Below are 12863 nucleotides of genomic sequence, written 5' to 3'. Positions count from 1 at the left end.
TCTCTGTTATTATTTACTGAGGTGGGGGGGCCATTTCTACGGGAAGCTCCCATATTTCATCAATATAGTTGGTCTCACCAAATTTTTTTATCGTAAAACCAATAACCATGCCGTCTTTTAAATCTGCTAAACTACCAAATTCAGTTTTTAACAAATGTACCTTTGCGTTATTCCATATACTAAAATGCAGTGCATCTGCTTCCAGCACATTTTTTCCAGCATTAATCGAGTTAATAATCCTGACCTGCTCAAATTGAGCAGGATAATAAGTCGGTAAATTTTTAGTTACGATATTTGGTTGAGTAATATCTTCAGCACTGGCAATACCAACCAGCAATAGCAGAGGGACTATATATAGTTTTAAGCACTTACAAATTTTGACGAATTTCATCAGTTTAGCTCCAACACGTTACTCAGCAAACAGCTGTCTCCAAGAGAGCCGTCCAGTATTCATTCCTTCAAGATTAGCTCCAAAACTGCTTATCTCTCCTGTGTTTTCCTGTATAACTATTCTGTTACCAATAAATGATGGATCATTAGGTATTTCATCCAGCCTAATACCTGATACAGATGTGCCATTGGGTAAACTATCCTTCTCGTCAAATTTTCCATCATTATTCAAGTCAAATAAAACAGTGGTTTTGGACTTGCCTCCTGTATTTGGGTCAATTCCTATTAAAAAACCACCTGGCAATACTTCACAGGCTAATGCTGGGTTTGGTATTACCGTAGTTGTTAAGAGGCTGTTTCCAATTAAGAATAGTCTGCGAACAGCCCGTTCACCTGGATATTCGATAGTGCCACCACCAGCAATCTCAGCATCAAAGTCCAGCCGCCAACCCATCACATCATCATCTTTAGAATAATTCACTGGATTATTGGTTAAGCTCCTCACTATAAATCCACTGACTTGATCAACTTCATTAATAAATTCTTGCTCAACTAACTCACTTTTACTGACAGGATAGCCTGTACTGCTAAAATCATCCCAAACACCATACATTGATTGTATATCAGTAGATCCTATATCATCTTCTTTAAACCAAGTGCCAGTGCCTACTATCACAATGACACCTCCAAGTCCTTGCTTTGGATTACGAACAACTATTGGCTGATTAACTATTGGTTGAGGTTTGCCATTGGAATCAGTTGCGGTGAAGATAATTTGCCGACTCTTTGTATCATCCCATAATCCTGGATTAGTCGCAGTTAAATCAAAGCGCCATAAATTACCTTGCAGATCACCCACATAAACATAGTCTGTAGTACCATTACCATCAACATCCACAGCCCTAGGCACTCCTAGGCCATTAGGTGTTAAGCCATCACTACTTTCTGCCTTACCTTTTCCTGTCACTGACTTGTAATAATCCTGGTTGAGCACCCAACTACCATCAAGCCCTCCACTCAATTTAGCGATAAAAAGTGCAGCATCGCCATCCGTACTGCTGCTGTTATAACCGTTACCAAAAATAGCTACCCAGATTTTCTCTCCATTTTCCTTAGCATTGGTCATGGTTATAATTGGCCGACTATAGGTAAATCCAAGGTCAGCATCATCCGCAGAAGTAAACTCCCACATCACATTATTAGCAGCCCCTGCTTCTGTGGAAAAAGTTGTTGGGTCTGTAATATCTATGGCAAACAAGCCTTTACCGCCAGCCCCTAGAGCACCAATTAATACGGTATGCCAAGCATCACCATAAAAAGCATCATTAATACTGGGCCTTTCGTCCACATACATTTTATGAACGTAATCAGGGAAAGTTAGGTCAGTTAATTTATCAAAGAATATATTGGGCACATAGGCAAAAAGTTCTTCTCCTGTATCGGCATTAAACCCATGAAGCATGCCATCATTGGCTCCAACATATAGCACAGGTGTCCTATTACTATAAGTAGAAGCAAAGCTAGAGTATGGTTTACTGGTTGGATAAGGGTCATTATCTCGCCCGGTAAACAAAGGAGTACCTACGTAACTTGGTGTAGAATGAATAATATCTCCTAACCTACCTTTATTTTTTAATCTACTACGGAACTCACCTTGGTCTGCTTGATCTCCTTCATGAGTCTGATCACCTCTTAAATAGGCAAGGCGTTCGTCACCTATTTTTCCATCGTTATCACCATAACCTGCGGGCAATGCAAAAGGAACAGGATTATCTAATAAACTTTTTTGAGTGGTAGTTAAATGAGTATCATAGTTAAACGGAACACCTGTTTTAGTACCATCAGCATTCACTCGGTAAGTAATAATATTCCGGTTATTGATGTTATTACCTGCCAGCTTTTCATCCAGTTTTTCAGCTGCTGACCATAGTATGGTACTCGTATCAACTACACCCGTTGTAGTATTAACAGGATGAGCTAATACATCCCCGTTATGTAAATCGGGATTATATAAAGCACGGTAAGCAATAGCATTGGTTTTTAAACTTTGGGTATTAAATGCCACTGCACTGGCTGCCCCAACGTCTGCCTGAATACCCCGGAACATTTCTTTTAAACCAACAACTAACTGCCCTGGATCACTTGCACTTAAATAATTACCTCGACCATTGTAGGCCGCGTGTAATAAATCATCTACTTTTGCCAAATTACTTGAAAACGGATTGGGCCAATTAAAAGCTGTTGCAGGATTGGTTGGAAAACCATTCACACTGCCAGTTAAACCAAATCCAACTGTAAAGGTTGACATATGCTGATGCAAAGTATCATCAGCAGTTAATGAAGTAGAACGTTCAATATCATATTTGGTCGTGGGTACCTTGTTATCTAAACCAGATAAATCAGTTTTGTAGTATTTCATTGCAACATCAGCAAGCGTCTCACTTACGTCATCAGCAAATGCACCACCATCAAATTGATTACTGGTATTTTTATCTTGGTTACCCACACTAGGAGAGTCGCCATTATAAAAGCCATCTGTCATCAAAAGAGAGTAGTTTTGCTGGCAAGTACCAATCGGTGCTGGTTGAATAGGACAATCAGAGCCACTAGCATCAAACCGATTACCTGACTCACAAGCAAAATATTTTCCCACATCGCGTAAATTTTTTCTTAGAGGCGTTCCTTGGGCAGGAATAGGAGTACCATAAATTTTATCTAGCAGTGCTTTCTTATTCCCTGAAAGAGCAGATGCATTCATAGATGCAACAGGGTAATTATTATTTTTAGTATTAATAGTTGTAAAGCCTATTCTGGCATTAGTTAAATCTTTTAAAACAAAGCCTAATGCACCTTTTACTACTAAATCTCTTGAGCGGTAATAACTAAACCAATTAGCAAAGTTTTGCTGGATTTTTGCATCAGCAGCACTAATCTTAAATTCTGTTTCTTCACCATTTTCATACAATCCATCACCATCGTCTTTCCAGGTATAATATTTAAATTCAGGAATCCAAAACCATTGTCCTTGCCATATCCAATTTCCTTTAGTTAAATCAACATACTCTTGTGGATCATATGGGTTATCTGGTGCTTTTGTAATATCAATATCTTTAAACGGATTACCATTTTTATCTAACCCAGGCCAAGGTTTATATTCCTTAGTAGGATTGAAATACAGTTTATTAAAACTGCTAGTTCTGAAACGCCAGTTATCCATTTCAGCAACACATATACCGTAATAATTACTACTACTATAAGTATTTGTATTAAACCTCATTCCATAAGCATAAGGATAATTAAAATTACAACCTGGCTGATGTACAACACTTCCACCATTAGAACTACTTATATTAGTTCCGTTAGGTTGGTTAGCCGTCATCACACCTGATGCCATTAAAGCTTCCCAGTCCATACTACCAGAGTCGTCAAATAAAATAACTATATTTGGTTCTGCCCCCGGTGCTATTTCCAATGCATTTTGAGCCAAATTTAAAGGCCCTGATTTTACTATTGGTACAGCTATTATTAATGCAACCGCCAGCGCAATAGGTGTCCTTCTCATTATGTGCTTATGGCATTTCATACTTTTTATACCCCTTGCAAGCAACCCCTGCATATTACATTTGTTTTGCATACATACTTTGTAAAATAACTTGTGAATCTGCTGAGCTCCCTACTCCTTTAGCAGTGACTCGAAAAACTTCAACCTCACCTAAAGCGGCACTTTCACCATAGTTATCTTGATTTAATGTGGCATTTTCAGGTTTAATAGTTGCGTAATTTTCTATATAGTATTCTGGCAAACCAGCAATACCATAATTAGCAACTTTTTCTTTCTCAAGTGAACGAGTTTTGACAGTGTTCCACTCTTCCCACATTTTATTATCGACTGCACTTTTTGAATAAAGGCCATTCGTTCCTTGATCAGAAAAATCAGCTAAAGTTCCAATATTATTCTGAACAAATAACTCAGCATCCATTAAAGCTGTTTCTGCGGTTTGAAATGCAACATTATAATCTCTAAAATTTGCACTTATTTTAGAGTCTAAATTTGACCGATCAACAGCATTTATACCAATAATTGATAACACTAGCAAAATAATTAAACTAATAAATAAAACAGCACCTTCCTGTTTTTTTTTCATAGTATCAACCTCCTCTATTTCTTAGTTTGACTGTATGCGAAAACGTCCGACGTAATACACCATCATCCTGACTACCAATTGCATCTATAGAATTAACTGTTAACTCAACCTTAGCTGTGATAACACGATTAAAGTCTGTTATAGAAGAGGCATTCTGATACTGGTCAATAGTACCGTCAGGTGTTCCTGCAGTTGTATCTACACCATAGAGTATTTGTAAATTTTCGACCCCACGCAGCATTTCAACAGGGTCACTCGCCTCTTGTCTTCTCCAAAGCGAAAGCACTGGATTGCCCCGATTATTAGTTATATTGTTACCATCAGCATCTTGCGCTCTACCTATGTAATAAATATTAGTAACAAATTTATAAATACTGGCTTCTCCTGGATTATATCCAGGGCCATCTGTTAATGGTGTATTTTGATTACCTGGAACAAATTTACCACCCGCATTATGGGTTAAATTAATATGATTGGTTCCTGCCTGCACATTAGCACTTGTCACCTGGAATAATGACGCTTTGGTGCAGTCACTGATAATAGTTATTTCTCCATCTTCAAGTGTTGTATTGTTTTCAATTTTCATATCTTCCGATGTAGTTGGATTATTACTAACTAAAGAAGCGCCATTATCGATAACCCTTCTTATCACTACTACATCAGTATTTGTCTCTGGTGCCGGGGTTGTACCTGAAATAAAAGCCGGCAAATTAGGCTGCCAACTTGCACCATTAGCATTAAATCCTTCTATTCCAATATTAAAATTGTAAGCAAAATCATTAGCTGTACTCTGTAAAACATTTTTTAATGATATATTTGATAAGTTGGATAAACATCCCATATACCCAGCCATTCGAATATCATCACTAATAAGATCAATAGCAAACCTAGCATTATCTTGTAAATTGGCAGTGCCTTGAATCATTCGATAAGTTTGCTGGTTATTAGTAAATATACTGATGATACCACCTAATAATAATGCACCTAACACCAGTGAGATCATCATCTCAACAATGGTAAACCCCTTGTTTATATCCAATTTACTAGTCTTCATATTTCCGTGACCATATTATAAGAAGAACGGTTATCTGGATCAGTGGAGATAGGATCAGCCCATTCAACCGTAATGGTGTAAGTATTACCATTTATTTCGATTGATCCTGTTCCATCTCTCAGCAAACCTTGTACTCGAACTGCTTGTCCATCTCCACCAATTGTAAAAGTCGAACAATTATTATTTTCATTAAATCTACCCAATAAGCATTTCCACTGTGCCAAATCATAATCTTTTAGTGCACTAGCATTGCAAGTGCCAGTCTCACAGCTATTAGCAGCCACACCAGGTGCATCATCAACACCTGTTGTATAGTCTGCTGTAGGATTAGCCCGTATTCTATCCAAAATATTATTTGCTAAAAAAACAGCATAACTCCTATCAAATGACTGACTGTTATTTTTCAAGCCAACCGCTTGCAAACCAGCTAATCCTAATAACCCAATAGACAACACAAGTATTGAAATTAATATTTCCATTAATCCAACACCTTGCTGCTTAAAGTTGATTTCTCGCAGGGCCTTTGGCATTTTTGTTACCTGTAAATTAACAAAATATTTCATTAATTTTACTCTATTTTATTTTTTCTATTCTAGTGACTCCAGAAGCAGTGACAGTTATCAACCGGCTGGAGTTTGCACCTGGTAGTTGGATATCAACCGTGTCTTGGGTAGTAGCAAGAAACCCTCGCGAATTAAAAGTAATGGTACTGAAATTATTATTGCTATTTAACGCAATACTTTGCTCAGTAAGTGAAGGAAAGTCTCTAATCACTTCATTATTAGCATCACGGACTTCCCATCCACCTCCCCACTCATTATCAGCAGTGCTGCTCTTCGCAACCACACTAATTTGTTGTCCTCTTTTAATAGCTTCGTTACGTGCTATCGCTAACGCTCCAATAAAAGAATTAGCGGTTGTAGTAAGCCTATTTTCATTAATCATATTATTAAAAGCAGGGTAAGCAACACCTAAGAGAATTGAAGCAATAGCTAACGTGATTAACATTTCAATGAGCGTAAAACCTGTTGACCGCATATATCCTTTTCTCCATGCATATTTAATTCGCTCTTCTAATAAATAAGTTAGTACACTGAGAATTTCGCGGAAGCGTAAAAGACAAGCCTCAAATTTTTAGTGATAAGCGGACATTCTTATGGTGAATTGAGTCACATGGTAGCGTCAACTATTCATCATAGTTATATAATTATTGAGTCAAATTTTTTATTTTGACTCAATAATTAATATAAATTGTCAAATAAATGGCTATTTATTGTATTGGTTATAAAAGCTTTGCTATTTGATGACTGCTATATATCAGGAAAAGTTGTCAAAAAATATTTTCCGTTACTATCCTTCCCCTGCTTCTATACTTAAAGTGGAAGTTACCGTTTTTTGAAAGCTGTTTGATGAATTTTATGCAATGGCCAAGCGAATTATTTTATGCTGTGACGGCACGTGGAACCGGCCAGATCAAATAGACAAAAATAGTAAGCGCATAGTTCCTACAAATGTAGTAAAAATTATGCGCGCCATAGAACCCATGGCTTATTCAGGCCCAGGCTTACGCTTGCAAGTTCCTCAAGTCGTTTTCTATGACCCAGGTATTGGTACTGAAGGTCTGATGGAAAAGTATCTGGGGGGATTTACTGGCTATGGCATATCACGCAACATACTACAAGCTTATCGATTTCTTGCTAATAACTACTGTAACGGTGATGATATTTTTTGTTTTGGCTTTAGCAGAGGGGCTTATACTATTCGCTCTCTCTGTGGACTTATTGGTTTAATAGGATTATTAAAGAAAAATGATCTAGACCTTTTACCAAAAGCATATAAGTATTATCGGATGTCACCAGAACAAAGATTCCTTACCAACGAGCATGAAGACTATTTACATATCAAACAAATTTCTAATAACAATATTGCTATTCGTTTTCTTGGCGTTTGGGATACGGTAGGTGCACTAGGTATTCCCTTACCCTTTCTGCAAAAATTATCACATAAGTACTGGGTAGGCTTTTTTGATACTAAATTAGGTAGCAATGTAAAAATCGCCAGGCAAGCTATTGCTATTGATGAAAAACGTACACCGTTTGACCCAGACCTTTGGACTAACTCCACAGCCGAACTTTCACCTGAACAAGATATAAAACAAGTATGGTTTAGTGGTGTACATGCTAATGTGGGTGGCGGCTATCCTGAATCCTATTTATCTGACCAGGCATTATTATGGATGATGGGAGAAGCAAGTGAAGCAGGCTTACAGTTTAATGCCCAAATGATTTCTGAAATTGAGCAATATATCCAGCAAATAGATACATCTACAAATAGTTCCGTTCCTGTTATAAACCAAACTTATTCATTATTTTATCGTTTTCTTGACATCATTAGACTAAGAAATCCTGGACGTGCAATCGGCAGTAATCAGCGTCATAAAAAAGGTCTCCTTCCTGCAATGAATGAGTTTGTTCATCCAAGTGTCGAAAATTTAATAGCGCTAAAAAAACATTATCGGCCAGAAAACTTACTTAAAGCATTAGATTATGATGAGATTCAGTATTTAGGTATCGGTCCTCGCGCTAATCAACCACAAGACCGTCGTATTTCTCCTCGTATCAACTGTTATGAGCCTGCTGAAATTGATGCAGGTAGGGGCCACGAACATATTCATTGTACAATAGTCAACCAATCGGCTGGTGGTGCAGCTGTTTGCTGCGAAGAACCACTAAAACTTGGCCAAGTGATACACCTGAATCGCTCGCGTAGTTCTAAAGTGGGCGAAGTCGTATGGCAATATCAAGATAATGTTGGAATAAAATATGCGGCCTAATTTCTTAAGCTTCTCAATTAACAAGTTAGCAACGACCTTTTTTTGCCTGGCCTGGTGGACAAAATTTACCTTTTTTAGGTGAATCAGGTTCAATGTGTATTGTTTCTGGCACATCAACTTCCACCTCTCCTGTTCTGGGATGTATTGTACAGCCCGTATTCCATAACATAAAGTTTACCAAAAAAAATATTACTTTAATATTCAACTGTTAATACCTCATTTTTAGTTAAATTATATGCCAGTTTAGCAAGTGATCAGTACTAAATCATACAAACAAATGAATTTTATGAGTGTTATCGTCACTGACCACTAAATATGACAAGGTGGTATAAGATGGTTCGTTATTTGCTGCTTCAATTCTTCCTAGTTGTACAATAATGCAGTAAGGGGTTGTAATTATGCGACAATATAATAGTAACGAAGAAAAAAATATCAATAAAAGGGAAATAATTGTCAATCAAGAAATTTTCAAAAAATATGAGAGTTATTTGAAAATCAAGCACACAGAGCTCCATATTAGCCATAAGTTTGAATTTTACAGCTGGGCTCATTTTATTTTACATGAAACTATATTGTTATCACCATTTTATAAATTTCATTCAGATGAATTTAAAGAAGTGCTTATATTAACAATAAGATCCTTTGCAACCTCATTAATCACCACTACTCAAAAAAAGTAGGTTATTTTTACACAAATCAAGTCGTCTAATATTTATACACAAAATGGGCGGCTTTGGTTATATAATTTATACTTTACATGATTGCTTTTGTGCTTCAACAACAAGCCAACGGAACAGTGCCAACTGTGATGGTAAATAAATTAAATATTCAGGATGCCATTGCACACCAATAATCCTACCTTTCTGCCACTCTATTGCTTGAGTAATATTGTCTCTATCCCATCCCACCACTTGCAGTTCAGCACCAGTATCTTTGATTGCCTGATGATGAAGGCTATTAACACGTAAGCGAACTTTATTGCATACTTCAACCAACATTGTATCTGATGTTAATTGAACCTGCTTAGTTGGAAATAAACCTGGTCTATTATGGGTGTGTATACGTAGCGGCCTAATATCTTGATGTAAAGTCCCTCCAAACACCACATTAATCAGTTGAGCACCTCTACAAATCCCCAAGATAGGAATTTTCTGTTCCAGCGCTTTTTGAATCCATTCAATTTCTAACTGGTCTCGGCCTGGATCTAACTTAACTTTATCATCAATATCACCATTATAATGCTCTGGTCCTATATCGTTTCCACCACTAATAATTAAAGCATCGAGTTCTTCCCCACTAGGCGGGTGGCGAACACTAATTCGCTCTGGCGCAGCGCCCACCAGTCTAAGTGCCAATGCAATACACCACCAACCTGGAGACCAACGCTGGGCATTACCTGTTACACCAACTCGTGGTTTTTCAGCCATTGATCTATAAATGCTACCCAGTTTTTACGATTAACACCTAAAATGGGCCGGTCAGCTTCAAGAAATGCAGCCCCCAGTTCATCAAGGTCAGCAGGGCGACTCGCTAATTCTTCTACTACCCACCAAGTATTCCATGCTATTGCCAACGACCAGTCAGGTTGCTCTATATTGCAATCAGGTAAACGATAATGAAAAGTTGGACGCGCTTTAATTTTGGGGTCATCTACCACATTGCGTACTCTATCTTCATCGATTTCTGCTAATAAAGGCAACAAGTCCAATGCTCGATTACGACTACCATTATGTGCTAGGTAGTCTGAAAATATTTCCTCCATTGATAGGCTCGAGTTTGATAGCACTTGCTTCATATATTCTTCTGAATAGAGGTCTATATAAGGGCTTATTTTACGAGTTGGATCAACTTCATTAGCCTGAACCAACCACCATTGCAAAATAGCAAACGCTTTTAAATAAGAAGCAAGTGTTGTTGCATCAAGGCTGGGAATTTCAGGATTAATATGTACTCCATAAGCCGATAGTAATGACTCTTCTGTACCAGCTGCTCCCGCTAAACGCAATGCTGATATCATTGGGTCTAATACGGCTAACTCAGTTACAGGAATTGGGGGACAGACTACCTCGACAGGCACTAATAAAGCAGCAACATCACTAAGTTGCTCAATCCACTCTTCATCGTCACCATTTTGTTTGGCTTCTGCAGCTTTACGCTTGAGGTAGTTCCAATCCAGCTCAACATTGAACTTACCAATTAAATCAACATAAAGAAGTTGCTCAGCAGCAGTTTTTTTCTGTAACTCAGCTCCCAGTGATACTTGCAGGGTATCTACAACCTGCTCAAGAGTAAGGCCTGAAAACTCTAGCTCAAACCCTACCCTGCGAGGGCTACCATCATCCCTGTTCACAACAGGCGGCACCTTGTAGTTGGTTGATTGATCCACTGATGCAAACTCCCTTAACGTTTTTAATCTCATTTTATGTATAATAGTTGGTCAACCTATTAGGAGTTCCCATGGCACGCAAAAAATTACAAGACGAACTATCAAGTGCAACTCGCCAAAAAAACCTTGATGAGCAAGTAGCTGCCTTTCTTAAAGCGGGCGGACAAATTACAGAGGTTCCTCGCGGTAAAAGTGGTATTGAAGCCAATAAAACACGCATTGGCATTGTACTAGGCAACCCATCTGATAAGAAAAACGACAGCTAAAGCCCTCCTCTAGTTTGTTTGATGAAGTTTGGTCTGGTGAAATATCCAGGCTAGCCTGCCAGTTTACGATAAATAGCACGACTTACCATTTTTAACTGGGTTTTTAAGGGGAACCGCTTTAAATTAGTGGCAACAACTCCATCCGTAAATCGAGTTCGCTTACTATAGTCAATAGCTATATCCACTACTACTGGCTTATTTTCTCTAACTAGTGTTAAAGCTTGTTGTAGCTTTTCAGTTATTATATCTTCACCTTTAATTTGTAAATATTCACAACCAGCAGCAGCCGATAAACCTGAATAATCAACCACTCCTAATTGTGTACAGGTTTTCCTGTTATAGGGTATTTGTTGTGCTTGGGCTATTTGCGCTAATTCACCATCGTTAAATATTAAATAAATAATGCCTAGCTGATAATTCGCAGCAGTTGTTAACTCCAAACCACTCATCAATAACGCTCCATCACCAACAACCGCTACCACAATGTGCTCTGGATGAGCCAGTTTCGTTGCAATAGCAGCCGGCACGGCATACCCCATGCAATTAAAGTCAGTGGGTGAAATGAAATGCCGTTCTTGATGGATAGGCATTAGCTCTGCGGTTAAAAAAGTATGGTTGCCATCATCAGCAATAACAAATGCATCATCACCAAGCAAAGCACGTAGCTCCCTAAATAAAGCCGCAGGGTTTATTCTTTCATTACTGTAATGGGCGAGCCACTCTGTTAAATAACGTTGCTTGTTATCCTGAATGCTGCCAGCTAGCTCTGCATAATTCTTAGCAGGGCTTAACTGTTGGAGTTCAGCTAATAGTTCAGGCAATACTTGTTGAGCATCACCTTCAATAGCAACTGTTGCTTGGTAATTTTTATTAAAAACCTGGGGGTTGATATCCACATGAATAAGCTTATCTGGAACAGGTAAGCCATAACTTCCTGTAGCAATTTCCGCAAAACGCGTCCCTACTGCTAATAAACAGTCACACTGTTTAAATGCCTCTTCAGCTGCTGGCACCGCAGCAGGCCCAAACCCCATACCAACATGCAACGGATGATTAGCAGGAAAACTGCTAAGCCCTTGTAACGTTGTAGCAACAGGGGCAGATAAATGTTCTGCTATTGTTTGTACAATAGTTCCAGTATCTACAGCGCCCCAGCCAACAAAAATAGCCGGCTGTTTTGCTTCAACTAATATTTCAGCAGCTGACTTAATCGTTTGAATCACTTCACTAGATAATTCTACTGGGGCTTGTGGTTTATAAATCGGAATACTGTCTACAACACCTGTCTCCAACTGGATGTCTACTGGTACCTCAATAAAAACTGGGCCAGGCTCACCAGCAATGGCAATATCATAAGCTTTATATAAAGTTTCAATAATTTCTGAATGTTTTTTAATATGAAAAGTTGCTTTAGTAATAGGAGCCAATAGATCATGCTGTCGTATGTCATGAAGCTGGTAATGAAATTCGCCTTGGCTACGAATTCCACCACTAATTATTAACATCGGAATACCGTCCAGATAAGCTTCAGCAATTCCACTGGCTGCTTGTGTTATTCCCGCACCAGGCACAATTACTAATACTCCTACTTTACCTGTCGTCCGGCTATAAGCATCAGCCATAAAAGCACCATTACCTTCATGGGTAACTAAAATAGGCTTAATATGTTTGGAGCTAGCTAATTCATCATATATTTCTGTGTTATGTACACCCGGTATTCCATAAGTAAAAGCGATCTGTAATTGCTCCAAACCATGTCTTAATAGCCATGCACCTGTTTTTTTCATCT

13 protein-coding genes are annotated in these 12863 nt (G+C 38.3%); 3 read left to right on the top strand and 10 right to left on the bottom strand.

Features of this window, described 5'->3' with window-relative positions:
* Positions 1 to 13: 13 nt before the first annotated feature.
* Genes G4Y78_RS01350 through G4Y78_RS01325 form a run of 6 tightly spaced genes read right to left on the bottom strand, consistent with a single transcriptional unit; the run spans position 14 to position 6627 of the window.
* Entirely contained in the window at positions 14 to 391 is a 378-nt protein-coding gene (locus tag G4Y78_RS01350) for a hypothetical protein (RefSeq protein ID WP_163830936.1), read from the bottom strand.
* 18 nt (positions 392 to 409) lie between these two features.
* Complete coding sequence (locus tag G4Y78_RS01345; protein WP_163830935.1) at positions 410 to 3973, bottom strand: pilus assembly protein; 3564 nt, start codon at positions 3971 to 3973, stop codon at positions 410 to 412.
* 34 nt (positions 3974 to 4007) lie between these two features.
* The gene (locus tag G4Y78_RS01340) at positions 4008 to 4535 is read right to left on the bottom strand and encodes a pilus assembly PilX family protein (RefSeq protein WP_163830933.1); all 528 of its coding nucleotides are present in this window, start codon (positions 4533 to 4535) and stop codon (positions 4008 to 4010) included.
* A gap of 4 nt (positions 4536 to 4539) precedes the next feature.
* Positions 4540 to 5589, bottom strand: a complete 1050-nt coding sequence (locus G4Y78_RS01335; RefSeq protein WP_163836350.1) for a PilW family protein — start codon at positions 5587 to 5589, stop codon at positions 4540 to 4542.
* On the bottom strand, positions 5586 to 6119 hold the full coding sequence (gene pilV / locus G4Y78_RS01330) for a type IV pilus modification protein PilV (protein ID WP_163830932.1): 534 nt from the start codon (positions 6117 to 6119) through the stop codon (positions 5586 to 5588). Before pilV ends, G4Y78_RS01335 begins: the two co-directional genes overlap by 4 nt.
* Before the next feature lie 43 nt (positions 6120 to 6162).
* Positions 6163 to 6627: a GspH/FimT family pseudopilin gene (locus tag G4Y78_RS01325; protein WP_163830930.1), complete on the bottom strand. Its 465-nt coding sequence runs from the start codon at positions 6625 to 6627 to the stop codon at positions 6163 to 6165.
* Between the two features lie 385 nt (positions 6628 to 7012).
* Between G4Y78_RS01325 and G4Y78_RS01320 the strand changes: the two genes are divergently transcribed.
* Positions 7013 to 8422 carry a phospholipase effector Tle1 domain-containing protein gene (locus tag G4Y78_RS01320; protein WP_163830928.1) on the top strand — a complete coding sequence of 470 codons (1410 nt, stop codon included), beginning with the start codon at positions 7013 to 7015 and terminating at the stop codon, positions 8420 to 8422.
* A 25-nt stretch (positions 8423 to 8447) separates the two neighbouring features.
* On the opposite strand, the gene G4Y78_RS01315 is transcribed toward G4Y78_RS01320, so the two are convergent.
* Positions 8448 to 8591, bottom strand: a complete 144-nt coding sequence (locus G4Y78_RS01315) for a hypothetical protein (RefSeq protein WP_163830926.1) — start codon at positions 8589 to 8591, stop codon at positions 8448 to 8450.
* A gap of 229 nt (positions 8592 to 8820) precedes the next feature.
* Here G4Y78_RS01315 and G4Y78_RS01310 point away from each other — a divergent pair, with 229 nt between their 5' ends.
* Entirely contained in the window at positions 8821 to 9102 is a 282-nt protein-coding gene (locus tag G4Y78_RS01310) for a hypothetical protein (RefSeq protein WP_163830924.1), read from the top strand.
* A gap of 66 nt (positions 9103 to 9168) precedes the next feature.
* Here the strand turns inward: G4Y78_RS01310 and G4Y78_RS01305 are convergent, their stop codons facing one another.
* Positions 9169 to 9849, bottom strand: coding sequence for a gamma-glutamyl-gamma-aminobutyrate hydrolase family protein (locus G4Y78_RS01305; RefSeq protein WP_163830922.1), 681 nt, complete (start codon positions 9847 to 9849; stop codon positions 9169 to 9171).
* Entirely contained in the window at positions 9822 to 10808 is a 987-nt protein-coding gene (locus tag G4Y78_RS01300; RefSeq protein WP_163830920.1) for an amidoligase family protein, read from the bottom strand. The genes G4Y78_RS01305 and G4Y78_RS01300 overlap by 28 nt, the downstream gene beginning before the upstream one ends.
* 71 nt (positions 10809 to 10879) lie before the next feature.
* On the opposite strand from G4Y78_RS01300, the gene G4Y78_RS01295 reads away from it, so the two are divergent.
* Positions 10880 to 11074, top strand: a complete 195-nt coding sequence (locus tag G4Y78_RS01295; RefSeq protein ID WP_163830919.1) for a hypothetical protein — start codon at positions 10880 to 10882, stop codon at positions 11072 to 11074.
* Between the two features lie 50 nt (positions 11075 to 11124).
* On the opposite strand, the gene G4Y78_RS01290 is transcribed toward G4Y78_RS01295, so the two are convergent.
* Positions 11125 to 12861 carry a thiamine pyrophosphate-binding protein gene (locus G4Y78_RS01290; RefSeq protein WP_163830917.1) on the bottom strand — a complete coding sequence of 579 codons (1737 nt, stop codon included), beginning with the start codon at positions 12859 to 12861 and terminating at the stop codon, positions 11125 to 11127.
* Between the last annotated feature and the right edge of the window lie 2 nt (positions 12862 to 12863).

Origin of the sequence: Spartinivicinus ruber (assembly GCF_011009015.1) — a bacterium.
GTDB lineage: Bacteria > Pseudomonadota > Gammaproteobacteria > Pseudomonadales > Zooshikellaceae > Spartinivicinus > Spartinivicinus ruber.
The sequence above is the reverse complement of the archived record's forward strand: the minus strand, read 5'-3'. Positions and strand labels throughout refer to the sequence as shown.

What these genes read in the sequence shown, in the direction of transcription:
- G4Y78_RS01305 (WP_163830922.1), bottom strand. Translation starts at nt 9,849, where the DNA reads ATGGCTGAAAAACCACGAGTTGGTGTAACAGGTAATGCCCAGCGTTGG.
- G4Y78_RS01315 (WP_163830926.1), bottom strand. Translation starts at nt 8,591, where the DNA reads ATGTTATGGAATACGGGCTGTACAATACATCCCAGAACAGGAGAGGTG.
- G4Y78_RS01310 (WP_163830924.1), top strand. Translation starts at nt 8,821, where the DNA reads ATGCGACAATATAATAGTAACGAAGAAAAAAATATCAATAAAAGGGAA.
- G4Y78_RS01325 (WP_163830930.1), bottom strand. Translation starts at nt 6,627, where the DNA reads ATGCGGTCAACAGGTTTTACGCTCATTGAAATGTTAATCACGTTAGCT.
- G4Y78_RS01345 (WP_163830935.1), bottom strand. Translation starts at nt 3,973, where the DNA reads ATGAAATGCCATAAGCACATAATGAGAAGGACACCTATTGCGCTGGCG.
- G4Y78_RS01320 (WP_163830928.1), top strand. Translation starts at nt 7,013, where the DNA reads ATGGCCAAGCGAATTATTTTATGCTGTGACGGCACGTGGAACCGGCCA.
- G4Y78_RS01350 (WP_163830936.1), bottom strand. Translation starts at nt 391, where the DNA reads ATGAAATTCGTCAAAATTTGTAAGTGCTTAAAACTATATATAGTCCCT.
- G4Y78_RS01295 (WP_163830919.1), top strand. Translation starts at nt 10,880, where the DNA reads ATGGCACGCAAAAAATTACAAGACGAACTATCAAGTGCAACTCGCCAA.
- G4Y78_RS01340 (WP_163830933.1), bottom strand. Translation starts at nt 4,535, where the DNA reads ATGAAAAAAAAACAGGAAGGTGCTGTTTTATTTATTAGTTTAATTATT.
- pilV (WP_163830932.1), bottom strand. Translation starts at nt 6,119, where the DNA reads ATGCCAAAGGCCCTGCGAGAAATCAACTTTAAGCAGCAAGGTGTTGGA.
- G4Y78_RS01290 (WP_163830917.1), bottom strand. Translation starts at nt 12,861, where the DNA reads ATGAAAAAAACAGGTGCATGGCTATTAAGACATGGTTTGGAGCAATTA.
- G4Y78_RS01335 (WP_163836350.1), bottom strand. Translation starts at nt 5,589, where the DNA reads ATGAAGACTAGTAAATTGGATATAAACAAGGGGTTTACCATTGTTGAG.